The 22,906-nt window shown below is 60.4% G+C and carries 21 protein-coding genes and 1 pseudogene; 3 read left to right on the top strand and 19 right to left on the bottom strand.

Translation table 11 applies throughout. The features are described from left to right. Window positions 1-10 precede the first annotated feature (10 nt). Window positions 11-961 carry a LysR family transcriptional regulator gene (locus tag FHX05_RS20915; RefSeq protein WP_183874207.1) on the top strand — a complete coding sequence of 317 codons (951 nt, stop codon included), beginning with the start codon at window positions 11-13 and terminating at the stop codon, window positions 959-961. A 16-nt stretch (window positions 962-977) separates the two neighbouring features. On the opposite strand, the gene FHX05_RS20910 is transcribed toward FHX05_RS20915, so the two are convergent. From FHX05_RS20910 to FHX05_RS20865, 10 genes are all read right to left on the bottom strand, one after another. After that, the gene (locus tag FHX05_RS20910) at window positions 978-1,574 is read right to left on the bottom strand and encodes a flavin reductase family protein (RefSeq protein ID WP_183874205.1); all 597 of its coding nucleotides are present in this window, start codon (window positions 1,572-1,574) and stop codon (window positions 978-980) included. After that, complete coding sequence (locus tag FHX05_RS20905; protein WP_183874203.1) at window positions 1,571-2,797, bottom strand: acyl-CoA dehydrogenase family protein; 1,227 nt, start codon at window positions 2,795-2,797, stop codon at window positions 1,571-1,573. The genes FHX05_RS20910 and FHX05_RS20905 overlap by 4 nt, the downstream gene beginning before the upstream one ends. 43 nt (window positions 2,798-2,840) lie before the next feature. Beyond that, complete coding sequence (locus FHX05_RS20900; protein ID WP_183874201.1) at window positions 2,841-3,620, bottom strand: alpha/beta fold hydrolase; 780 nt, start codon at window positions 3,618-3,620, stop codon at window positions 2,841-2,843. A 23-nt stretch (window positions 3,621-3,643) separates the two neighbouring features. Then, window positions 3,644-4,657: an alcohol dehydrogenase catalytic domain-containing protein gene (locus FHX05_RS20895; protein WP_183874199.1), complete on the bottom strand. Its 1,014-nt coding sequence runs from the start codon at window positions 4,655-4,657 to the stop codon at window positions 3,644-3,646. Beyond that, entirely contained in the window at window positions 4,654-5,691 is a 1,038-nt protein-coding gene (locus FHX05_RS20890; protein ID WP_348648329.1) for a branched-chain amino acid ABC transporter permease, read from the bottom strand. The genes FHX05_RS20895 and FHX05_RS20890 overlap by 4 nt, the downstream gene beginning before the upstream one ends. Before the next feature lie 4 nt (window positions 5,692-5,695). After that, the gene (locus FHX05_RS20885; RefSeq protein ID WP_112413316.1) at window positions 5,696-6,553 is read right to left on the bottom strand and encodes a branched-chain amino acid ABC transporter permease; all 858 of its coding nucleotides are present in this window, start codon (window positions 6,551-6,553) and stop codon (window positions 5,696-5,698) included. Next, the gene (locus FHX05_RS20880) at window positions 6,540-7,268 is read right to left on the bottom strand and encodes an ABC transporter ATP-binding protein (protein ID WP_112609064.1); all 729 of its coding nucleotides are present in this window, start codon (window positions 7,266-7,268) and stop codon (window positions 6,540-6,542) included. Before FHX05_RS20880 ends, FHX05_RS20885 begins: the two co-directional genes overlap by 14 nt. Next, window positions 7,265-7,993 carry an ABC transporter ATP-binding protein gene (locus tag FHX05_RS20875; RefSeq protein ID WP_183874197.1) on the bottom strand — a complete coding sequence of 243 codons (729 nt, stop codon included), beginning with the start codon at window positions 7,991-7,993 and terminating at the stop codon, window positions 7,265-7,267. Before FHX05_RS20875 ends, FHX05_RS20880 begins: the two co-directional genes overlap by 4 nt. A gap of 133 nt (window positions 7,994-8,126) precedes the next feature. Continuing rightward, window positions 8,127-9,428, bottom strand: coding sequence for an ABC transporter substrate-binding protein (locus FHX05_RS20870; RefSeq protein ID WP_246699023.1), 1,302 nt, complete (start codon window positions 9,426-9,428; stop codon window positions 8,127-8,129). Window positions 9,429-9,497: 69 nt separating this feature from the next. After that, the gene (locus tag FHX05_RS20865) at window positions 9,498-10,316 is read right to left on the bottom strand and encodes an SDR family NAD(P)-dependent oxidoreductase (RefSeq protein ID WP_183874193.1); all 819 of its coding nucleotides are present in this window, start codon (window positions 10,314-10,316) and stop codon (window positions 9,498-9,500) included. Between the two features lie 328 nt (window positions 10,317-10,644). Between FHX05_RS20865 and FHX05_RS20860 the strand changes: the two genes are divergently transcribed. Beyond that, window positions 10,645-12,252: a XylR N-terminal domain-containing protein gene (locus tag FHX05_RS20860; protein WP_348648328.1), complete on the top strand. Its 1,608-nt coding sequence runs from the start codon at window positions 10,645-10,647 to the stop codon at window positions 12,250-12,252. Between the two features lie 25 nt (window positions 12,253-12,277). Here FHX05_RS20860 and FHX05_RS20855 read toward each other — a convergent pair. From FHX05_RS20855 to FHX05_RS20820, 8 genes and pseudogenes are all read right to left on the bottom strand, one after another. Continuing rightward, window positions 12,278-12,352 (bottom strand): annotated as a pseudogene (locus tag FHX05_RS20855) (DUF736 domain-containing protein); the annotation flags it as partial. A 231-nt stretch (window positions 12,353-12,583) separates the two neighbouring features. Continuing rightward, window positions 12,584-14,275: a dihydroxyacetone kinase subunit DhaK gene (locus FHX05_RS20850; protein ID WP_183874189.1), complete on the bottom strand. Its 1,692-nt coding sequence runs from the start codon at window positions 14,273-14,275 to the stop codon at window positions 12,584-12,586. An 11-nt stretch (window positions 14,276-14,286) separates the two neighbouring features. Further along, window positions 14,287-15,282, bottom strand: coding sequence for an ABC transporter ATP-binding protein (locus tag FHX05_RS20845; RefSeq protein WP_112337707.1), 996 nt, complete (start codon window positions 15,280-15,282; stop codon window positions 14,287-14,289). Continuing rightward, window positions 15,275-16,372 carry an ABC transporter ATP-binding protein gene (locus FHX05_RS20840; protein WP_183874187.1) on the bottom strand — a complete coding sequence of 366 codons (1,098 nt, stop codon included), beginning with the start codon at window positions 16,370-16,372 and terminating at the stop codon, window positions 15,275-15,277. Before FHX05_RS20840 ends, FHX05_RS20845 begins: the two co-directional genes overlap by 8 nt. A 3-nt stretch (window positions 16,373-16,375) precedes the next feature. Continuing rightward, the gene (locus FHX05_RS20835) at window positions 16,376-16,564 is read right to left on the bottom strand and encodes a hypothetical protein (RefSeq protein ID WP_112609050.1); all 189 of its coding nucleotides are present in this window, start codon (window positions 16,562-16,564) and stop codon (window positions 16,376-16,378) included. Beyond that, window positions 16,561-17,502 (bottom strand): carbohydrate ABC transporter permease, encoded by a 942-nt coding sequence (locus tag FHX05_RS20830; protein ID WP_183874185.1) that lies wholly within the window; start codon window positions 17,500-17,502, stop codon window positions 16,561-16,563. Before FHX05_RS20830 ends, FHX05_RS20835 begins: the two co-directional genes overlap by 4 nt. Continuing rightward, window positions 17,499-18,446, bottom strand: a complete 948-nt coding sequence (locus FHX05_RS20825; protein ID WP_112337710.1) for a sugar ABC transporter permease — start codon at window positions 18,444-18,446, stop codon at window positions 17,499-17,501. The genes FHX05_RS20830 and FHX05_RS20825 overlap by 4 nt, the downstream gene beginning before the upstream one ends. Window positions 18,447-18,547: 101 nt before the next feature. After that, window positions 18,548-19,882, bottom strand: a complete 1,335-nt coding sequence (locus FHX05_RS20820; protein ID WP_112609046.1) for an extracellular solute-binding protein — start codon at window positions 19,880-19,882, stop codon at window positions 18,548-18,550. Between the two features lie 251 nt (window positions 19,883-20,133). Between FHX05_RS20820 and FHX05_RS20815 the strand changes: the two genes are divergently transcribed. Beyond that, on the top strand, window positions 20,134-21,156 hold the full coding sequence (locus FHX05_RS20815) for a LacI family DNA-binding transcriptional regulator (protein WP_112609044.1): 1,023 nt from the start codon (window positions 20,134-20,136) through the stop codon (window positions 21,154-21,156). A 101-nt stretch (window positions 21,157-21,257) separates the two neighbouring features. On the opposite strand, the gene FHX05_RS20810 is transcribed toward FHX05_RS20815, so the two are convergent. Beyond that, entirely contained in the window at window positions 21,258-22,661 is a 1,404-nt protein-coding gene (locus tag FHX05_RS20810) for a PLP-dependent aminotransferase family protein (protein WP_183874183.1), read from the bottom strand. Window positions 22,662-22,906 lie beyond the last annotated feature (245 nt).

The raw sequence follows: 22,906 nt of genomic DNA, 5'->3' as shown, positions 1-22,906 counted from the left end.
CCTGATTGCTATGAAGCTCGATGAACGACACCTGATTCAGCTTGCCGCCGTCGTACAGGCCGGCGGTGTGACGGAGGGCGCGGCCCTGCTCGGGCTCACTCAGCCGGCGGTGTCGCGTACCCTTGCCATGCTGGAAAAGCGGCTCGGAGAACCGCTGTTCGTCAAGGGCCGGCGGCCGTTGCAGCCGACCCCCCTCGGCAGGGCGCTCGCCGACCACGGTCAGGCCATGCTGGTGGCAGCGCGAAAGGCCTCGTCGCTTGTCGACGGCTTCCGACACGGACGGACTGGCGTGGTGCGCGTCGGCGGCACCCCCTTCTTCATGGATGCGCTGATCTCCGGCATGATCGCCGAGTTCCAAAATGCCACACCGGACGTGCGCATCGAGCAGAGCTACGGTTACCTTCCGGATCTGCGGGCGGCGATCGACGCCGATCGCATCGACCTTGCCATTTGCCCGATCGACGTGCTGGACGAGGGCTCCGGCATGCGCTTCCAGGAGCTGCTTCCCGGCCGCAATGTCGTCGCCTGCCGTATAACGCATCCCCTTCTCCTGAGACGCAAGCTCGCGCCTGCGGAACTCCTCGATTATCCCTGGATCGCCCCGCCCTCCGGCAGCCCGCTGTTTGCCGATCTGCACAGTCTCGTCCTCTCGCTCGGCGCCACCGAGGCGAAAATCCGCTATTCCGGCGGCTCGCTGGTGAGCGCAATCAACTATCTGAAGGCGAGCGATGCGCTCACCATCCTGCCGCACAGCGTCGTCTTCGCCTATCGCAATGACAAGTCGATCACGGCGCTGCCGGTCAACATTCCTCATCCCGAGCGCGCGCTCGGTCTCCTGCGGCGCACCGAGGAAATCCGCGTGCCGGCAGTCGAAGCCTTCTGCGCTCATATTCGCAAGAGCTTCGAAGACCTCAGACACCTGATCAAGCGCCACGAACAGGCGGTAATCTGGAGCCTCTGACAGCTCACGGCGCTCCTCAAAAGGTTGCCGAATCGTCAGGCCACAGGAACAGCGGTGCCAAGCCGGCGTCGGCGATCGGGCGCAGTCCATGCCAGGCGCGATTGGCATAGACCAGCGCGTCATCCGCCAGCCCCTCTTCTGCCCCGGGTGAAGCCTCAAGGAGTTCGGCTGAGACAAGGCAGGCTCCGGGGACCGGAAACAGTCCGCGAACCGCCGCCCGGAACCAGAGGCCGACATCCGGATAATACGGCTCGCCGCTATCGAGCCTCGCCCAACGGATGTCAGGCCCGAAGCGATCCCTGCCACGGGTGGCGCAGAGCCGGGCAAGCTCCATGTCGCTGCGGCGCACGAAATGCACGACCACCGTCTCAGCCCGGCGCACGGCGTGCGCACTGGAGGAATTATCCGACAGGGAGAAGGCAACCGTCGGCGGCGAGGCGCTGATCGAGATTAGCGAGCTTACCGTCAGAGCTACTGGCCCGTCTCCGGGATCGGCGGTGATGATGGCGACACCCGCCGGATGGTGGCGGAAGGCCATCATGAAAGCCTCTGCCACGCCAGCGCCGGCCGTCGGTTGAGCTGCCCGCTCCTGCTTTTCGGACCGCGCCGTCATTTCTTCTCGACCAGATCGTAGAACTGCCAGACGCGATCGCTCCATAGCCCGCCGATCTCGCGGCCGGCGGCGCCGACAATGTTAGTGTTAATCGTAAAGTGGTTGGCCGCCACCAGCATCTCGCGGTAGGTGCGCTGCATAATGCCATCGCGCAGCGACGCACCACCGGCAGCGCGATAGACGAAGTGGCATGCATCCACGCCCGCCTCGTGCACTTCCGACTTGGCGAGATGCACGAGGGTGATCTGGCGCGTCGAGACGCGCTTGCCCGCCTCGATCGAGGCCTCCACCTCGCGCCAGACCTCAAACAAAAAGGCGCGGGTGGCGCGCACGCGGGCTTCCGCCCGGCCGTAATCGAACCAAAATTTATCACTCTCGCCAAGCATGCCGGCGCGGCCGGTTTTGGTCACGGCAAACTTAGCCATTTCATCGAGCATACGGCGGGATGCGCCGATCGCCCAGCCCGAATGGCCGATGGCAGCCAGCCCGACGACGCCGAGGCTGAAGAATTCCTTCTGGCGCTGCGGCTCGGCGGTCATGATCGGAAAAACCATGTCGTCGGCGATGAAGACGTCCTTGGCGTCGTAGTCGATGCTGCCGGTGCCCTGCAGGCCGAGCACGCTCCAATTGCCGAGCAGTCCATGCTCGCCGACCGGTGCGTGGGCGCAAAGCACCACGACATTACCATTCTCATCCTTGGCCGGATGACCGTTACCGTCGTCGAGCAGGGCGGCGGTATGGGTGAATGTCGCGTGGTGAATGCCGCTTGCATAGGACCATTTGCCGTTCAGCAGATAGCCCCCATCGACTTTCTTCAGCATGCCGGTTGGCGTGCCCTGCCCCGAAAAACGGTTGTCGGTGCCGCCGCCGAAGAGCCGCGAGATTGCGGTGTCGGGCAGGAAGGCGGCCGACATCGCCCCGATGCAGGCATGCACCATCGACACCCAGCCGGCAGCGCCACTGTGGTAGGTGATGGCTTCGATCAACTGCAGGCCTTGCGTCGGCGAAAGCTGTGCGCCGCCGAGTTCCTCGGTCGCGAAGATATGCGACATACGCAGCGGCTTCAGCGCCTCGAAAGTGGGCTCGTTCAGCTTGCCGAGCTTTTCGGTGGCCACGGCGTTTTCTTCAAGAACCGGCCCGATCTTGCTGATATGCTCGAGAAGGCTGGCGAAGTTTGTCTTGGTGCCCCAATATCCGGCACTATGTTTCAAAGGTGCGTTCATCTGTTCCTCCTGACAATCTGTTGTGTTCTCGCGGCAAGCTGTCTCAGCCGGCAAGGAAATCGCCGATGGCGGTCACCACGCGCGGGTTCTCCTGCATGGCGAAATGGCCGACCTCCGGCACCATGAGGGTGCGGGCGTTCGGGATGCGTTTCTCCCAGAGCGGCGCTTGCGAAGCGGGCAGCATTCGGTCCTTCTCGCCCCAGACGATCAGCGTCTCGTTCGGGATGCGGGAAAGCCAGCGGCCGAGATTGGGATGGCCCATGCCGTGGGCCTTGACGATGTTGCCGAGCGCCCGCGCCTCCTTCTCGCGGGCGGCAAGGAAGGTGTCGAGCGGTGGGCATTCGGCTCCCCCCGGAAAATAACGCAGGGCAACGTCGACATTATGCGAGAGATAGCCGGGTAGCGCCTCGGGCCCGATCGCCGACAGGTCGGCGCCGGGATGATCTGGATCGTTGAGGCCAGCCGGCGCATTCAGCACCAGCTTGCCAAAACGCTCGCCGGCGACGACGGCCATTTCGGCGGCCATCCAGCCGCCCATGGAATGGCCGAGGAGATGCGGTCGATCAAGATCGAGGGCGGCGACCAGATGCAGGTTGTGGACAATGATATCCTGCATTCCGGTGACATGCGGCGCCTCAGCGCTGTCGCCAAAGCCGGGATGGTAGGGTAAGTAGACGCGGAAGCGATCGGCGAGGCCCCGCGCCCATTCCGTGCCTTCGACGGTGGCAGCGCCATGCAGCGCGAGCACGGCCGGGCCTTTGCCGATGACTCGTACAGCGGTCGCGACGCCTTCGATGTCGTAATGCACCGTTTCGAAATTCATTCCAATCCTCCTCCAATGCCGTTTCAGCCGACTGCGGGCATAATCAGCACCTTGCATTGCGTTGTGCGCCGCCTGAGCGCCTCGAATGCGTCTGGTACAGCGGCAAGACCGATCCGGCCGGTCACCAGTGCCTGCGGCCGATGGCGGCCGGGGCCGAGCGCCTGCAGCGCCATGTCGAACTCCGCCATGGTAAAGAACACGGCGAAGATCACCTGTATTTCCTTGGAAATCGCGGCAAATGGATCCCATGTGTCGCCGCCGACGCAGAGGCCGACCGCGACCACCGTGCCGTGCACGCGTACCAGCCGATAGGCAGCATCGATCAACCCGCGTTTGCCGACGCATTCAAAGACGATGTCGGGTGCGCCTCCGGTCAATGCGCGAAACTCCTCCGCCAGGCCCTCACCCGAGAGAGCAAAGGCGGTAGCGCCTATTTCTGCCGCGCGCTCTGCCTGATGGCGGTTCAGATCGGCAACGACGACATGGGCGGCGCCGAGCCGTCTGGCCCAAAAGGCGACGAGCAGGCCGATCGGGCCTGCACCGAGGACCAGCACACGGTTGCCCGGCTTCAACCCCGAACGCGTGACCGCATGCAGGCCGACTGCAACCGGCTCGGCCAGAGCCCCCTCCTCGGTCGGCAAATCGTCCGGCAGCCGACGGCACTGACGGGCAGCGACGGTGATGAATTCAGCATAGCCGCCGCCGATCAGTCGCATCTCGGCACACCACGCAGGTTCGCCGCTCGAGCAGCTGTCGCAATGACCGCAGCCGCGCATCGGCGCGACGGCAACCCGGTCGCCGGACTTGAAATTCGCGACCTTAGTGCCACAGGCCACCACTTCGCCGGAAATTTCATGGCCGAGGACGCCACCTCTTTTGAGCGCAAAGGTCTCGGGATCTTCCGTCATGTGCAGGTCGGAGCCGCAAATGCCGCAGGCGGCAACGCGCAGCAATACCTCGTCGGCGCCGGGTTGCGGCGTTTCGATCGTTTTGACATTGAGCGGTCGCCCCACCGCCTCGAATAATGCCGCCCTCATCGCGGGTCCTCCAGAAGCGTGCGCCTCGTCGGGAACCAGGAGGCGTTTGTGGCCTTCTGGATCAATCCCCACAGACCACCGCGGGCAAAAAGGGCCATGATGAGGGTGAGCAGCCCGAGGACGACGAGATAGGTGGCGCCGTACTGTCCGAACAAGCGGTCGGCGACAAAATAGACAAGCGCGCCGATCAGCACCCCTTCGAGCGAGCCGAGGCCGCCGACCATGACGATGAAGATCGACACGTTCGCCCAGGTCGGGCTGTAGGCAGCCGGCGGCGTGATGCGTAGCTGCGCCATGAAGTAGATGGCACCGGCAAGGCCGGTACCGACGGCGGCGGCCACCCAGATCAGGAATTTCAGGAGGCCGACGTTGACGCCCTGGCTTGCGGCGGCAATCGGATTGTCGCGGACGGCGACCAGCGCCAAGCCATAGCGCGAACGCAACAGCAGATAGCTGCCGCCAACGGCGACAAGCAGCATCAGTGCCGCCAGTACCGAAATGCCGATTGCGCGCTCGCCAGGCGTATAGCTCGACATGACACGCAGGCTCATGCCGGCGCCGGCATTGACATAGCTGAAGACGGACGTGGCAAGGCGCATGACTTCCGCCACCACCCAGGTACCGATGGCGAAATATGGACCGTCGAGGCGATGGAGCAGGCCATAAGTGAGTGCCGCCAGTATCGCCGGTGCAATGACCGACAAAGGCACGGCGAGGAAAGGGCTCAAGCCCCAAAGCTGCGCCATGATGAACATCGCATAGGCGGCCGCACCGACGAAGGCCTGCTGGCCCACGGAGACAAGGCCACCATAACCGGCAAGCAGGTTCCACATCTGCGCGACAGTGATGTAGCAGCACAGTTCGACAACGTCGCGGATGAGGCCTTGGCTTGCCCAGAGCGGCATCGAAGCGACGGCCGCGAGCAGCGCGACGCTGATAACGAGTGCAATCAGGCTCGAGCGCGTCTGGCGCTGTACGCGCACGGCGGGCCGCGGGATGGCATCAGTCAAACGGGCGGCGAACGCATTGGTCACGGCTTCAACCCCTTCCTAGGAAGCCCTGGGGACGCAGGGCGAGGATGATCAGAAAAACGAGGTGGCCGGCGAGGATCCCGAACCCGGGATCGATGCGGAAACCGACGGACTGACTGACCCCGAGCGCCATCGCTCCGAAAAAGGCGCCCCAGATCGAGCCCATGCCGCCGATAATGACAGCCTCGAAGGCGTAGATCAGCTGGAACGCCCCGTCGGCAGGCGCCACGGTCGAACGCAACGACTGGAAGACCGCGGCAAAGCCGAGGATCGCGACAGCGATTGCCGTTGCCCCGGTATAGACCGTCTTCGGGTTCACACCGGTCAGCGCCGCGGCTTCTACATCGGCCGAAGCTGCGCGCAGGGCACGGCCAAAGCGTGTCGAGCGCAACGCTACGTCGAGGCCGCCGGTCAGCACGGTCGCCGTCAGAAGCACGATCACTGGCAAGACGCCGACAAAGAGCGGCCCGAGTTGGAAGGAGGCGTGCACGATGTCGCCGCCGCCTAGCGAGCGGGTGTCGGCTGACCATATCTGCAGCATGGCGTTCTGCAGGGCGATGGAGAGCCCGAAAGTGGCAATCAGCGAGGGAAGCGGATCGGCGCCGACGACACGGTTGAGGATGAGCCGCTGCAGGATGACGCCGATGACGGCCCCAAGCACCACGAGGATCACCAGTACCGACCACGGGCCGAGCGAGAAAGTGGTGGCCAGGCTGATGCCGATCAGCGCCAGGAGGATCACCAGGTCGCCATGGGTGATGTTGACGACGCGCATGACGCCGAACATCAGCGCCATGCCGAGCGCGTATTGGGCATAGAGACCGCCGAGAAGAATGCCCTGGATGAGCCCGTCAAGCCACTGCATGAGCCCCTCCGAAATAAGCTTCGCCAATCGCTTCGCGCGAGACGTCAGCCGAGCGGCCGGTGAGGCTGACGTGTCCCTCAAGCATGCAGTAGAGCCGGTTCGACGAGGAGCGGGCTAGCCCGACGTCCTGCTCCACCAGTACGATCGCCGTACCGGTTTCACAGATCGACGGCAGCGCCTGGTAGATTTCCTTCACCACCTTCGGTGCCAGGCCGAGGCTGATTTCGTCACACAGAAGTACGCGCGGCTGGCTGAGCAACGCCCTGCCGATCGCCACCATCTGCTGCTGCCCGCCAGACAGGGATTCCACAGGCACGGCCTGCTTTTCCTTCAGGAGCGGAAAGAGCGCGAACAAGCGCTCCAGCGTCCAGCCATCAGCAGCGGATTTACCGGCGTGGTCGATGGCGACGCGCAGATTGTCGATCACCGACATGCCGATAAAGAGGCGACGGCCTTCGGGCACGATCGCTACGCCGTCGGCCACCATCCGATGCGGCTTGGCGCCTCCGACCGGCCGGCCATCGAGCTGTACCATGCCTGGCGCAACGCTCAGAAGGCCCATGATCGATTTCAGAAGCGTCGACTTGCCGGCACCATTGGCCCCGATCAGGGCGACGACCTCGCCCGCGGCAATCTCGAAGTCGATACCGTAAAGAGCCTGAAAATCGCCGTAGTGAGCGACCAGTCCGTGTGTGGAAAGCAGTGCTGCACTCATGCCTCGACCCCCATATAGACCCTTCGCACCTCCGGACTTTGGATGACTTCGGCCGGCACACCTTCCGCGATCTTCTCCCCGAAATTCAGCACCAGCATGCGGTCGGCAACGGCGAGCAGCGCGTGCAGCACATGTTCGATCCAGACGATGGTGACGCCACTGTCGCGGATGCGGCGAATAAGCGAGACGAGCGCCCTTCCCTCCTCGTCGGTAAGCCCACCGGCAATCTCGTCGAGCAACAGGAGCTTCGGCGACGAGGCGAGCGCACGCGCGAGTTCCAGCCGCTTACGGTCGAGCAGCGTAAGCGAGCCGGCTGAACGGTTCGCCTTGTCGGACAGCTCGCAGGCCCTGAGGATCTCCGCGCAACGCCGATAGCTCTCGGCATCCTTGGCACCGCTGCCGAAAAAGGCGGCGACGAGGAGGTTTTCGAAGGTCGTCATACCGACATAGGGACGCGGGATCTGGTAGGTCCGGCCTATGCCGATTTTGCAACGGCGATAGGGCGGCTGGCCAACGAGTTTCTGCCCGTCAAAGATCAACTCGCCGCCATCGACGCGCATGTCGCCGCTGATCAGGTTGAACAGGGTTGTCTTGCCGGCGCCATTCGGCCCGACGATGCCCAGAACCTCACCAGAGCTGACCGTAAAACTCACCTCGTGCAAGACCTTGAGGGCCCCGAACGATTTGCTGAGGTTGCGTGCCTCGAGTAGTACGCCGTTTTCCATGCTCCTCCACCCCGGCTTTTTTGCCGCCGGCGGCGCGTTTGGGCGCGCCCTTCCCATCCTCCGTCCAATCCGCCCCGGCCCGATCGCATCGAGCAGGAGCGGCATCTCGCTTTGTCTCGGCTTCACGCCTTGCTTAGGCAGTCCGCCAGGGCAGCGGCACGATCTTGCGTTCCGGCTGGAAGAGCTTGTTAACGGTATTGTCGACGATCTTCAGGTCGTAGGGCCACTTGTCGCCCTTGACCCATTGCCCGCCGAAAATCGGTGAGGTCGCCACATTTTGGTGCGGTCCCTTGGCAAAATTGACCGGGCCGATCAGTGTCTGCATGTTGGTGGCAACAACCGCCTCGAGGTTGGCGGCGCGGTCGAGCGGGTTCTTGGAACGCTTGAGAACGTCGATCGCCACTTCGAGGATAGCGTGGCTGTAGCCGAGTGGCTGCGTCCACTGCTTCTTCTTTTCCGCTTCCCACTGGTCTGCGAGATCCCGGCTCACCTGACCGGTCAGCGTCGACTTGAATGGAAAGGCCGGTGTCCACCAGACTTCCGAAGACATGCCCTCACCGAGCGAGCCCATGGCTTCCACGCCCGAGGCGAAGAGCAACGCGGCGGCGACCGTAATCGCCTTCGGCTTATAGCCCTGCTGGGCGCACTGGTTGACGAAGGTCTTCAAATCGGCCGGATAGGCGATACCGCCGATGATATCGCAGTTCGCTTGCTTGAAAGCCGATATTTGCGCCGAAAAATCGTTGGTGCGCGGCTGGAAGAAGCCGGGAACGACGATTTCGAAGCCGGCTTTCTTGGTAGGGGCAGGCAGGCCGTAATCCATGTTGCCCCATGTTTCACCATCCGCGTTCTGCGGAAACAGCATGCCGACCTTGCGGTTGCTTTCCAGCGTGTTCCAGAGGCCGACATAGGTGTTCAGCGCTTCGTCCAGGCCCCAGAAGAAGTGATAGGTCCACTTGAACGGCTTGTCCTTGCCACCGCGCGGAAAGATGATCGCCTGCCAGGGCGCGCCCGTCGAGATGCACGGGCATTCATTGAGTTCAGCCTGATCGGCAGCAGGACTTACCGTATCGGTCGTCGAGGCCGGCAGCAGCAGGTGAACGCCCTCATTGAGAATGAGATCGCCGGCAACTTCCGCGGACTTGTTGGGGTCCGACTGGCTGTCGCGGATCAGGAATTCGACATTGAAGTGGCCGGCCGCCGTATCCAGCCCGCCCTTGAGTTGCTCCTTGATCTTTTCCAGCGCCCAGCCGTCGGTCTCACCGAAAAGGGCGAGAGGCCCGGTCGCTGGCGTGATGAAGCCGACCTTGATGGTGCCGGCCGATTGCGCGCGGGCAATCGTCGGCGCACCGAGCGCCGAGGCAGCAAGGCCAGCGCCTATTCCCTTCAGCACCGTGCGGCGTGAAGGCATCGACAAACTGCTTTTCGATTCCATTATTTTATCCTCCCTCTGAATCTCACTCGCCGGCTGCGATTTCCTCCTCCCGCATCCGGCAAAGTTCATTTATTTGATGCGGTGCATCGAACCTCCGTCGATGACAATCTGGCTGCCTGTGACGTAGGACGAGCAGGGCGACGCTAGATAGAGAGCAAGCCCCTTGATATCCTCGGGATCGCCGATCCGCCCGATCAGCGACTGCAGTTCGAACGCCTTGCGGTCCGCCGGTATTCGCAGCCTGCCGCCGGCAATGTTGGTCATGAAGGGACCAGGCGAGATACAGTTGACGAGAATACCGAACTGCCCCAATTCCATCGCCATCTGGCGTACGAAATGGTCGACGCCTGCCTTGGCTGGCATATAGGGCGTACCGACGATTGCCTCATTGATCTGAGCAGCGATGGACGAGGTGACGATGATACGACCGCCTCCCGTCGCCTTCATATGGCGGGCCGCATGCTTGACGGTTGTATAGACCGAGGAGAGATTGACCTCGATCACTCGATCCCAGTGATGATCGTCGAGAGCATCGATGGCTCCGTCCTCGAGCCGCTCGCCTGTTGTAGACAGAAAGCCAGGCCCGGCATCGATTCCGGCATTTGCAAAGACGACGTCGATCCGTCCATGACGCTCGGCCACGGCATCGAAAGCAGCCGCCATGGTCGCCCGATCCGAGACATCGATCTCCAGACCGCAGACTTCAGCTCCATCTCGGGCGATTTCCGCCACCACACGGTCGAGATTGTCCGCATCCATATCGAAAATGCAGACACGCGCTCCATTGTCCGCCATTACCTCCGCATAGGCCCGTCCTATGCCGCTCGCACCGCCGGTCACAATGACCGACTTACCGCGAACGTCGAACATATCCTGCAAGCTCGTCATTTTTCCTCCCGTGCCGCCAGGGGCGGCATGCCCGAGCCTTGGCTCGAACTCCTCCATTCCGCCTTGCCCTCCCCGACGCAGCAGAATTGGTTCATTAGGACGAGAAATCTGAGCGGCCTGTCAAATAACACTGACAACGAATGCGGAGAAGTTCTCCGGGTAAACTCCAATAACTTGAAACAGAACGATATTCTTTAAAAGAACTCACCTTCCTACGCGGACTTGTCAAGGCGACCACTTGCTGAAAAGATGAAGTGACTTCATCAAATCATAAAGCGGCCATCCTAAAAAGGATCGCCGAACCGCTCGCTACGCAGAAGAGGTATTGATGCAGGGATTGGTCGAATCTTCAAGAATGCTGGATCGAGGCGGCAATCCGACCGTCCGGCAGCTTCTCTCCGGCCTGGTCTTCAATCCGAATGACGGAACGATCCAGCTGAATGGCGCGCGCATCGTTATGCAGCGCGCGTCCGCCCTTTCCGATCTGAGGCGGGAACTCATGCGCTTGCTCGGCGAGAAGGAGGCGCGCGTCTTCCTTTTGCGCCTGGGCTTCATGTCCGGCCGGTCGGATGCACGCTTCGTGCGCGCCGGCTGGCCAAATCTGGACATAGGCGATGCCTTCACCGCCGGAACGCGGCTGCATACATTCAGCGGCGTGGTGCGTGTCGAGACCGTCTTCAACACCTACGACTTTCGCAAAAAGCGATTTTCTGCCGAATTCCTTTGGCGCGACAGCGTCGAAGCCGCCGAATTCAGTAAGAAGCGACTGGCATCTGAACCCGTTTGCTGGACGCAGCTTGGCTACGCTTCAGGTTATGCCAGCGAGTTCTTTGATACGCTGATCGTGTACAAGGAGATCGAATGCGCGGCGCAGGGCCACAGCCATTGCCGGGTAGTCGGAAAGCCAGCCGATGGCTGGGGCCTCAACGATCCAGAGGTGATGCTTTTCCGCGAGCGTATCGATGTTGCCGACGACATCAGCACCGTCCCTGCTTCGCGCAGCAGCGCCGCGCGCGCTGCCAGCACCTCCCTCTCCAGCCTCGACCGCCTGATACTTATGCCGGTGCGCGACCGACTCGATCGCCTCGCGGCCACAACCCTGCCCGTGCTGATAACCGGTGCGCCGGGGACTGGACGCGGCATTGCCGCGCGCTATCTGCATCGCGGATCTGCTGCCACTGCCACCAATCTACGGCGGGTAGTTGGGATGCAAGTCGATCTTGCGCTTTGCGCCGAGCTCGCACGACCGGTTAAGGCAACCCGCCGCGCGCCTCAGCGCGAGACGATCGTGATCGACGCTGTCGAAACCATACCCGCCGACATTCAACCGCATTTTGCCCGGGCCGTCGAGGAGGGCATGGCGGAAGGAGGCCCGCGCATTCTTGCGATAGCGGATGACTGCCAGGAATCGGAGATGCCGGCCTTTTCAACCGAGCTTCACTCGGTCTTATCGCCGCTGCACGTTCGTATGCCACCGTTGGCCGAGCGGGAAGGTGATCGGCTGGCACTCGCCCACGCCATGTTACAGGAACTTGCAGTTCGCATGGGGCTAGAGCCTCCAAGCTTTGAGGCAGGCGCCCAAAAGCTGATCGAGACGCAACTTTGGCCGGGCAATCTGCGCCAGATGCGTGGTGTCCTTATCGCCGTGCTCAATTCGCTGATCACGGGCGCGACGATTTCCGCCGCTCAGATCGAAATCGCATTGGCGCGTCTTGCTCCCAATCCACGCAATAGCGCCACCGGATCCGGAAAAAGCGCAATCGATCCGAACCAGCTATTGGGATCCGACGGATTTTCGCTCAACGCTCTCGAGCACTCCTTGTATGAGATCGCGATGGTGCAGGCAAAAGGGAACCTTTCGGCGGCCGCTCGCATGCTTGGCCTGACACGAGCGCAGCTTGCCTATCGTATCGACAACGCGCGGCGCGGCAAGTGAGGGCTATGCCGTAGCCCATGATGGCTCGGTTCCAGGCTACGCCGATTTCGAAACCGGTCTTGCGTTGGATGACGCGGAAGTCCGGGGCGTCTTCGCTCGCCGCTTGGCCGCAGACACTGTGTGGATCTGATTGATCGCCGCCGTGGGGAGAAGCATATCCACCAGCGCCCCGGCGCATCCCGCATAGGATCGTGGCGACTTCTATCCAAGACGACCGCGCGCCCGCTTGCATCCTTCCGGCAACGTCGCGGCACTTTCGATCAAGCCGGCAAGTTCATAATCAACTTTTCCATCGAGAAGTCCCGCGTCAAACTCACCCATGGTAGGCGCGTCATTGTCGATAGCCAGCCGGCGATGCGCTGGCCGGTCGCTTGTCCAGTGCGTGCTGTTCAGATAGATCGCTGCGACCTGCCAGATATTCAAACAACCGAGCGACCGCTTCCGCGCCGGGATCGATGTGGCCCTCAAGTTGCTTGGCATTGATGTAGGCGGCGCGTCCGGCCTTGGCATGGACGAGCGTGGCGGTCATGTCTGCGCCGGCGCGAGCTGCATGCGCCGCTGCTGCCAAACCGCCGTTGAGCGCATCCAGGGCCGGCAAGAGAGCATCGACCATGGTTCGGTCTCCCAGACGAGCACCGCCGATCTCCTGCATGCGGTAAAGCCCGGCCTGCAGCGCCTCGCGAATGGCGAGCCCACTCGACGCTCCATCGCCGGCAGCGGCAAAGAAGATCGCTAGAAGCACCCCCGACGATCCGCCCATAGTCTGACTGAGTTCCTGCCCCATAGCCCGGAAGAGTTGCGTATAGTCTGAAAGAGGAAGGCGGTCGAGCGCGTCGACAAGCGCGCGTGCCGCGCCGGCCAAGGTCGACCCCGTATCACCGTCTCCCGACTTCGCGTCAAGCGCGTTCAGATCCATCTCTGAGAGAATGAGAAGATTGCAGCAATCCGTCAAAAACTGGCGGGTAGGCTCGTGCTTCGATGCGAGAGGAGCAATCGGCGTCAGCCCATCCGGGAGTGCAAGCGCCGCGGCCGGTTTGATCGCTGCCAAGCCTGGCCAAGCCGGTAGCGCGACCGGCTTGGCCAACAGCGTCAGTTCTTTCTTGTCGGCAGGAAAGACCGAGATAGAGAAGCCGTGCATGTCAAGCGACGTCATCATCGCAGCAGGTCCGATTACATGCGAGATCTTTCCTGAAATAGCCGATCGGGCAATTTCGTGGACAATGACCGACATTTCCAGCATCGATGCACCGCCCAGATTATTCACTAGCACGACATGGGGCCTATCATCCATGGTTGCCGCAAGACGCTCAACCATGGCGGCAACCGCAGCTCGGACGCCGGTATACTCTACCAGCTCGACACCGGCCTCGCCGTGGATGCCGAGCCCGAGTTCGGCGCGGCCTTCCGGAATCCTATGTTCCTTCGGCGAACCAGGCACGGTGCATGTGTCGAGCGACATTCCGATCGACCGCGTACCCGCAATGACATGGCGCGCGGCTTCAGTGATAGTCTCCAGATCAGCATCGTTCTCCGACAAGGCTCCCGCGATCTTGTGGACAAAGACCGTGCCCGCCACCCCGCGAGATTGCGGGAGATGCGGTAACGCGATGTCATCATCCACAATGACCATGCTGACATTCAAGCCAAAGGCGCGAGCCCGTTCCGCCGCCAAACCGAAGTTGAGGCGATCGCCCGTATAGTTCTTGACGATCAGGAGGCAGCCGGCCGGCCCTGTGACGGACAGGATACCGGCGAGGATTGCATCGACGCTGGGAGACGCAAAAATATCTCCGCAGACGGCTGCGGTGAGCATCCCCTTGCCGACGAAGCCCGCGTGAGCCGGCTCATGGCCCGATCCGCCTCCAGAGACGATCGCGACCTTGCTCTTATCCCAATCCGAACGCACGACGACACGGATATGCGGAAAACCATCGAGGCGGCTCAGGGCGCCCCCCGATGCAACGAGAAGGCCCTCGATTGCTTCGGTGACCGCCTTTTCCCTACTGTTGAGGAACTGTGACATTCTCGCCTCCCTTAAACCAAGCGCATGCCGGCCGCGTCGAAATAGAGCGGCTTGTTCGGCTGGATCTTAACGATCTCGCCACTTCTGAGGGCCGTATGAGCCTCGGTGACGGTGATCAAATTGTGTTTCTTGAACGAAAGATGCAGGCGCGTCTGATCGCCCAGATGCTCGACACGGGTAACAGTCGCCTCCTGGCCATCGCCTTGAGCGATATGCTCGGGACGCAGGCCTATCGATTTGGCGTTTGCCGGGGCACCGGGGAAAAGCTCGGCAGGCAGCACGTTGATGCGCGGCTGTCCGAGGCGAGTGGCGGCGTAGACGCTCACCGGCTGTTCATAAATTTCGCGCGGAGAACCGAACTGGGCGAGCCTGCCCTCGTGAAGGACGCCGACATGTGTTGCCATCGTCATCGCCTCGACCTGATCGTGGGTCACGTAAAGCAAGGTTGCACCGGATTTGGCTTGAATGCTCTTGAGCTCGATACGCAGATCGGCGCGCAGCTTGGCGTCAAGCGAGCTCAGCGGTTCATCCATGAGATAGATCTGCGGATTTCTGACCAATGCGCGCCCGATGGACACGCGTTGCATTTCACCGCCGGAAAGAGCCGTCGCCTTATTATCGAGCTTATGGGAGATCTGGAGAATTTCGGCGACCGTGTTCACCTTCTCGTCAATTATGCGTTGCGGCGTCTTCAGCAAGGGCGACTTCAGCGGAAATTCAAGGTTCTGACGTACCGAAAGGTGCGGGTAGAGCGAATATTGCTGAAACACCATCGCGACGTTGCGCTGCGCCGGTGTCAGCCCGCGCATGGATCGTCCACCGATCATGATCTCGCCGACATCAGGGTTATCGAGCCCTGACACCATCCGCAAAGTCGTCGTCTTGCCCGCACCCGTCGGCCCCAGAAGAACGACGAACGAACCGTCGGGAACGATCATGGACAGCTCATCGAGTGCCCGGTGACCGGCGAAAGATTTCGTAATATTCTTCAAGATGACCTCAGCCACGGCGCAACACTCCCTCGTTGGCTTCGGAAACAAGCGCGGCCCCGGTCGCAGAGTTGAAGACCGTCAGGTTCCTGGAATCGAAGTCCAGTCCGATCAGTTCTTCGACATGTGCGACCTGGTGGGATGGTGTACGAACCTTGATCTCGCCATGCGGCGTGTCGATCGTGACGATCTGCGTCGTACCCAGATATTCCACGGCTATGACCCGCCCTCTATAAGCGGAATCGTCGTTGAAGCGTATGTGTTCGGGCCTGACGCCCAGCGCCAGCTTGCCGGCATGTTCTTCGCGAGACATTGGCACCCTCACCATGTGTCCGGCAAGGCTGACATGAGTTCCGCCGGTTCCGACCGAACCATCGAACTCCAGGAAATTCATGGGCGGCGAGCCGATGAACTTGGCCACGAATTTCGTCGCCGGCCAGTCATAGATCTCCTGCGGCTTGCCGAACTGCTCGACGACCCCGTGGTTCATCACCACGATCTTGTCGCCCATCTGCATGGCTTCCAACTGATCATGGGTGACATAGACGGTGGTGGCGCCCATGCGGTCGTGCAGTGCCCGCAGCTCTTGCGCCATGTGTTCGCGGAATTCGGCGTCAAGGGCGCCTAGCGGCTCATCCATGAAGAAGGCTTTCGGGTTGCGGACAATGGCGCGACCTACCGCCACACGCTGCCGGTCGCCGCCGGAAAGCCCGCCGATCGGCTTGTCGAGGATATTTTCGATCCGCAGGATCTTGGCTACTTCTGCGACCCGTTTTGCGACCTCAGCCTTTCTCATGCCCTGGCTGACCAACGGATAGGAAATATTTCTTCGGACATTCATATGCGGATAAAGAGCAAACATCTGGAAAACGAATGCGATATCGCGCTCGCTTGCCCTCTTCATCCCAACCTCTTCGCCACCGATATAGATTTCACCGCTGGTTGGGAGCTCGAGGCCGGCCATCATCCGCAGGGTGGTCGTCTTCCCGCAGCCGGAAGGCCCGAGCAGCATAAAGAACTCCCCATCTTCCACGGTGAAGGTGGAAGACTTCACCGCGTTGAAAGCTCCAAAGTCCTTGCGCACATTGTGAATTCTGATCTGCGCCATGATTCACTCCGGGAAATGGCTGACGATGATGAACATGACTGTTCCTGCCAGCGTCACTAGGAAGGAATAGGAGTAAAGCGACAGCCACAGCGGCTGCATCAGCATGACGACGCCGAGCGCGATCAGGACCGAAGCGAGAATTTCCCACGCATCGCGGCGCAGGCGTACCAAGCGATTGAGAAACGTCGTCATTTGCGTACCGCTCCGAAGGTGATGCCGCGCAGCAGATGTTTGCGAAGCAGGATCGTGAAGACCATGACGGGAACCAGGAAGATCGTTGCGCCGGCGGCAACCGCTGGCCAGTCCTGGCCGCTGACGCCGATGATGGTCGGGATGAAGGGCGGCGCCGTCTGGGCATTGCCTGATGTAAGCAATACGGCAAACGCATATTCATTCCAGGCGAAGATCAGACAGAAGATTGCCGTTGACGCGATGCCGGTAACGGCCTGCGGCAGCACGACCTTGTAGAAGGCCTGGAACCGCGTATAGCCGTCGATCAGCGCGGCCTCCTCGTACTCAATCGGGATCTCGTCGATAAAGCCCTTGAGAAGCCATACCGACAACGACAGGTTGACGGCGGTGTAGAGCAGGATCATGCCCGCATGCGTGTCGCTGAGGCCAAGCGATCGGAACATCAGGAAGATCGGAATTGCGACGGCGATCGGCGGCATCATGCGGGTCGAAAGAATGAAGAAGAGCAGATCATCCTTCAGCGGAACCTTGAAGCGGGAAAAGGCATACGCCGCCGTCGTGCCAAGCACGATGCACAGGACCGTGGAACCGAACCCGATGATGACGGAATTATAGAAGCGCTGAGCAAAGCGCGAGGCACCGGTGATGATCAGCCCGTCCTTGCGGACCAGCTTGTCGTACCACGTCGTAGGTTTACCAAGCGCTCTGAGTTGATCCTCAGGCACGCGAGTCCGGGTGGTAAAAAGATTGACATATCCCTCCATCGTCGGCTGGAAGACCAGTTTGGGCGGATAGGAAATCGCATCGGCTGGTGATTTGAAGCCGGTCGCGATGATCCACAGCAGCGGGAGGAGGGTTATGACGGAATAGAGGACGACCAGAATACCGGCAAACCATTTCTGACGCGCGGATGGCTCGGTTACGGAATAGCTGCTCATCGTTGTTTGACCCTATTTAGAGCTTTGACGTAGATCGATGCCAAGCCGAATACGGTGACGAAAAGAATGACGGCGTAGGCGGATGCGTAACCGGTTCGCCATTGTTCGAAAGCGGCGCGCTTCAAGTTGATGGATGTCAGCTCTGTGATCGATCCCGGCCCGCCGCCGGTCAACTGTACGACGAGATCGAACATCTTGAAGTTCTCGATGCCACGGAAGAGGACCGCCAGCATCAGGAACGGCAGTACCATCGGGATGGTAATGGTCCAGAACTGACGCCATTTACTGGCACGGTCGCATTCGGCAGCTTCGTAAATGCTGCTGGGAATGGAACGCAATCCCGCCAGGCAGATCAGCATCACGAAGGGCGTCCACATCCAGGTATCCACGATGACGATGGCCCATGGTGCCAACGTGGTGCTCGCAATCATCGAGAAGCTGGAGGGATCGTTCCCGGTCAGGAAAGCGACCACATAGTTGAAGAGGCCGATTTGCGGCTGGTACAGGAAGGTCCAGAAGTTGCCGACAACCGCCGGACTAAGCATCATCGGAAGCACGATGATCGTCGTCCACAGATCGTTGCCGCGAAACTTCTTGTTGATCAGATAGGCAAGCAAGAAGCCGATCAGAACCTGCAGGATGATGGTCCAGATCAAGAAATGGGCGGTTGCCTGCATGCTCCGCCATACGTCGCCATCCGTCAGGATATTGATGTAATTTCTCAGGCCGACAAACCGTATCGGCTCGTTGGGTCGGTTCACGCGGAAGTTCGTGAAGCTGAGGCGGATCGTCCAAATCAATGGAAAGATGTTGATGGCAAGCAGCAACACGATCGAGGGCGCGACGAAAAGCCAGGCTATGGCGCGATCAGAAAGACCTTTGACGCGCGCTGCGATCGCGGGCGGCGTCGCACCGGCAATCCGATCGATCGGTGAGTGGAGCATGTCCGTCTCCTTGGCATGAAATTGGTGGTGGGCAGAGCCAGCCCAGTCGGCACGGCTGACCCTGCGTGACGCCACTATCGGGGAATACCCCTATGCCGGCGTCAATATTTTCCGTCGTCCTGGAAGACACCCTTCCAGTCCTTGACGAGCCCGTCGAGCGCGTCCTTTGCGGTACCTTGGTTTGCGACCACATAGTCATGAAACCGCTTCTGCGATGCCTGCAGGAGGGAGGCGTAGGAAGGCTCGGCCCAGAAATCTTCGACGATTGCCATCGAATCGAGGAACGGCTTTGCATAGGGCTGGCTTGACGCAAAGCCCGGATCGTCCACGACAGCCTTCAGTGCCGAATAGCCGCCAAGCGCCCACCACTTTCGCTGGATCTCAGGTTGCGCGAACCATTTGATGTAATCGAGGGCCTCGGTCTTTTTATCGGAGTTGGCAACCACGGAGATGCCCTGCCCTCCGAGCTGGGCGAACTGTGTACCCTTCGGGCCGGCGGGGTTTGGGAAATAGCCGGTCTTTTTGCCACCGACATTGGCATCGGCATTGATGCCCGGCCAGGTGAAGGTGAAGTTCATCTGCAAGGCGACCTGCCCTGACTTATAGGCATCGACGTCTTCGGTCATATAGGCATCGGAATGACCGGGAGGCGTGCAGCACTCATAGAGTTTCTTGTACTTCTCAAGGCCCGCGACTGCTTCCGCCGAGTTTACGAAGCCTTCCAGATCATAGGGTTTGTTCGGATTCTGATATTGGAAGCCGTAGCTATAAAGGGCATTCATTGCCCCCATGGTGATGCCTTCAGAGCCACGCTCGGTGTAGATTGCCGCGCCATAGACTTTCTTGCCGTCGATTTCGCGCCCCTGGAAGAAGGCAGCGATGTCCGTCAGCTCGTCCCAGGTCTTCGGAACGGCAAGGTCGCGGCCGTACTTCTTCTTGAACTCCGCCTGAAGCTCTGGGCGGGAGAACCAGTCCGCGCGATAGGTCCACCCAACGACATCGGCGAATGCCGGCAGCGCCCAGTAATTCGGTGTATTCTTTGGCCACTCGGCGTATCCGACCACGGTCGCGGGGATGAAATCGTCCATCTTGATTCCTTCCTTATCGAAGAAATCGTTGAGCTTGACGTATTGACCGTTTTCCGCCGCGCCGCCGATCCACTGGCTGTCGCCGATCATCAGGTCGCAAAGCTTGCCGCTGGAATTCAGTTCATTGAGCATACGGTCTGCGAAATTCGGCCAAGGCACAAATTCATAGTGCATCTTATTGCCGCTCTTCTTCTCAAAATCTTTGCTCAGCTCCACCAAAGCATTGGCGGGATCCCACGCCGCCCAGCATAGAGTCAGATCGGCGGCTTGAGCGTGCGACGCCGCGGCCGCGGATACGGCAACATATATCCCTGCAGCAACTGCCGGGCTCAGCAAAAGAGACCTCATGGCTTCAATCCTCCCGTTGAACCTCTCGACCTCCATCGAGAAGATAAGTGAAAGCGTGACGGCCGGAATGTTGCGAAACGCACTCCAGACCCGGCCTATCTTCCTTCGATCCGACCCGATGGCCGGACAATAAAGAAATAACTGAGGTGCGCACCTCAATGCAAGCGGTTTTTGAGGTCCGCACATCAATTCTTGCCTTTCTCTCGTTTTTGAGGGAAATGTTTGCTGTCTGTAATTCAAGTGGAGCTATCATGCGGCCAACAGCAAAGGACCTTGCGGAAGCCGCCGGCGTAAGCCTTGCCACAGTCGACCGGGTTTTGAACAATCGCCCCAATGTGAGCAAGAAAGCGGCCCGCAGCGTTCAAGAAGCCATTGAACGCATTGGCTTTATCCGAAACCCTGCCGCCGTCAGCCTCGCACGCAACAAGAGCTATAAGTTTCGGTTCATCCTGCCAAAGTCGGGAGATCTCTATCTTGGCGAGCTGTTGCGTCGGGTGGAGAATCTAGGAGCGGCACTCAAAAGCGACCTGACCGATATAGACTGCGTTCAGATCTCCACCGAAGACGCCCACGGTGTTGCGAAATATCTCACCGGCATCAGCGAGGACACCGTCGACGGCATAGCCGTGATGGCGCCGGAATCGCCCCAGGTACGCGATGCCTTGATACGACTTTTGGAAAGGGACATCAAGGTCGTCCAATTTCTGTCCGGTCAGGAAAAGCTTCCCGCTGCGGATTTCGTGGGCGTTGACAACTTCGCGGCAGGCGCAACGGCAGGACGATTGATCGGTACGTTTGTCCGTCAGACACGGGGGAAGGTGATGATCGTCGCAGAGACCATGCAATCACTGGACAGTATTCAGCGGCGTCATGGCTTCGATACCATAATCAATGAGCAGTTTGCGAACCTCACCTGCCTTCCATCGATCGAGACACACGCTGACGAGAAGCGAGCAAGCCAGATTATCGGCCGCGTACTTGAGAGCAACAAAGATGTTGTTGCCGCCTACATACTGAGCTCAGAGGCGCGCATTCCCCTCTTGGCAGCTGCGGCGACAAGCGATCTGCGCAATCTATCGGTCGTGGTCCACGAGCGCACCCCTTTTACTGAAGAAGGATTGCGCGACGGCAGCATCAATGCGGTCATCGCGCTGGATCCGGGTCATGCCGTGCGCAGCGCGGTTCGCATCATGCGCGCTCGTGCCGACGCACGTGAGCTATTGGCCGAACAAGAGCGGTTACGCATTGAGATCCTCCTGAAAGAAAATCTCTAGACGCTCCTCTCCTTTAGAACGCCCGCACGCCGAGTTTCTGATGTGCGCAGCTCATATGGCATCGCATAAAAAACCGTTAGAGACATGCCATTCTACGATGCCTAGAAGAATGAGGCGGACATTTCCGGTGGGCCTTCGAGCGCATGCGCCATGAAGTCGAGCGCGCCTTTCAGTCGGTCGCGGCCGATCGGCCCGCCAAGGCAGATGCGCACGGCCTCGCTGACCGCACCATCGACAGTAAAGGCGTCGCTCGCCACGACGCCGATTCCGGAGGAACGCATGTGACTGCTGAAGGTCGACCGGGTCCAGCCGTTGGTTAGCGGCATCCAGATGTTGAAGCTGATCGGATCGGCCTTGTAGCTGCCCTCGGGCAGAATATCGGCCACCATCTGCTGGCGGGCAGCGGCCTCGGCGCGGATGAAGCGCAGGATCGAATCCGCCGTGCCATCCTCGATCCAGCGCGTGGCGAGCGCAACGGTCATCGGCGAGGCCATGACATTGTTTGTACGCATGGCGCTGACGAAGGGCCAGATCGCCTTTGTGTCCGGAGCAACCACATAGGCAAGGCGAAGGCCGGCGCCGATGCATTTTGCAAGACCTCCAATATGCCATGTCAAGTCTGGCGCGATGGCGCCAAACGGCGGCGGCCCGTGCAAAGGAATGAAGCCGTAGGCATCATCCTCAATGATGGGCACATGATATTTGCGGGCGATGACGGCGATCTCCCCGCGACGCTTCTCGGGAATGGTCAGCGTCAAAGGGTTCTGCAGCGTCGGATTGAGATAGAGCGCTTTCGGCTGCAGCCGCTCGCAAGCCGCGGCAAAAGCATCGGGCAATATACCCTCATCATCCATCTGCAAGCCTGAGAGATTCAGGCGCAACTGGGCAGCGATCGAGCGCATACCCGGATAGGTGATGATTTCCGACAGGACTGTCTCGCCAGGCTTTGCCAGAAGACCGAAGATCGCCAGCAGCGCCGGATGCGCACCTGGCGTTACGAAGATACGCTCCTGCGAAGGCACCAGGCCGCGACGGCTGAGCCAGGCGGCAGCGGCATCCTTATCCATGCCTGATCCGCCGAAGCCCTGGTATCGCAGCAGCGGAACCAGATTACTTGCCACGGCTGACAGGCCTTCGCGCATGCGGGCAATCAAATCCGCATCGTCAGGCTCTGGTGGAAGGTTCATCGACAAGTCCACCAACGAAGTTCGACGTAGATCGGGCATGGCATCGGACACGAAACCATGCCTTTCGCGATCTTGCCCGCCTGTGACGAAGGTGCCCCTGCCGACGTGCGAATCCACCAGGCCGCGCTTCTGCGCCTCGACATAACCGCGAGCTACCGTGGTGAAATCGATGTTCAGCCGCTTGGCCATCTCTCTTTGCGGCGGCAAACGGTCTCCCACCGCGAGCACGCCGCTTCTCAAATCCATTTCGATCAGGTCGGCGATAGCCATATAGCGAGGGCTGGAGGAGCGACTAAGGTCAGGATGCCAGTCTTTCATGTCGTGATCCGCAATGTGTGATGGGCGAGTCACCATTGACCATATATTGTTGCAAAATTCCCTGTCACGGGAAAACGCCTGCGCATAAGTGCGATGCTTCACGAACAGTTGTTGGTGATCATCATCACAATGGCAAATTGCCTTCAAAATTGATCTCTTAATTGAATGTCTTTTTGAAGGAATTGGATGCACACTGTACAGCGTCAATTTGCTGCGGCGCTTGTTATTTCATGGCACACCACCAC

The sequence above is a fragment of the Rhizobium sp. BK491 genome, from assembly GCF_014194925.1.
GTDB lineage: Bacteria > Pseudomonadota > Alphaproteobacteria > Rhizobiales > Rhizobiaceae > Rhizobium.
The sequence above is the reverse complement of the archived record's forward strand: the minus strand, read 5'-3'. Positions and strand labels throughout refer to the sequence as shown.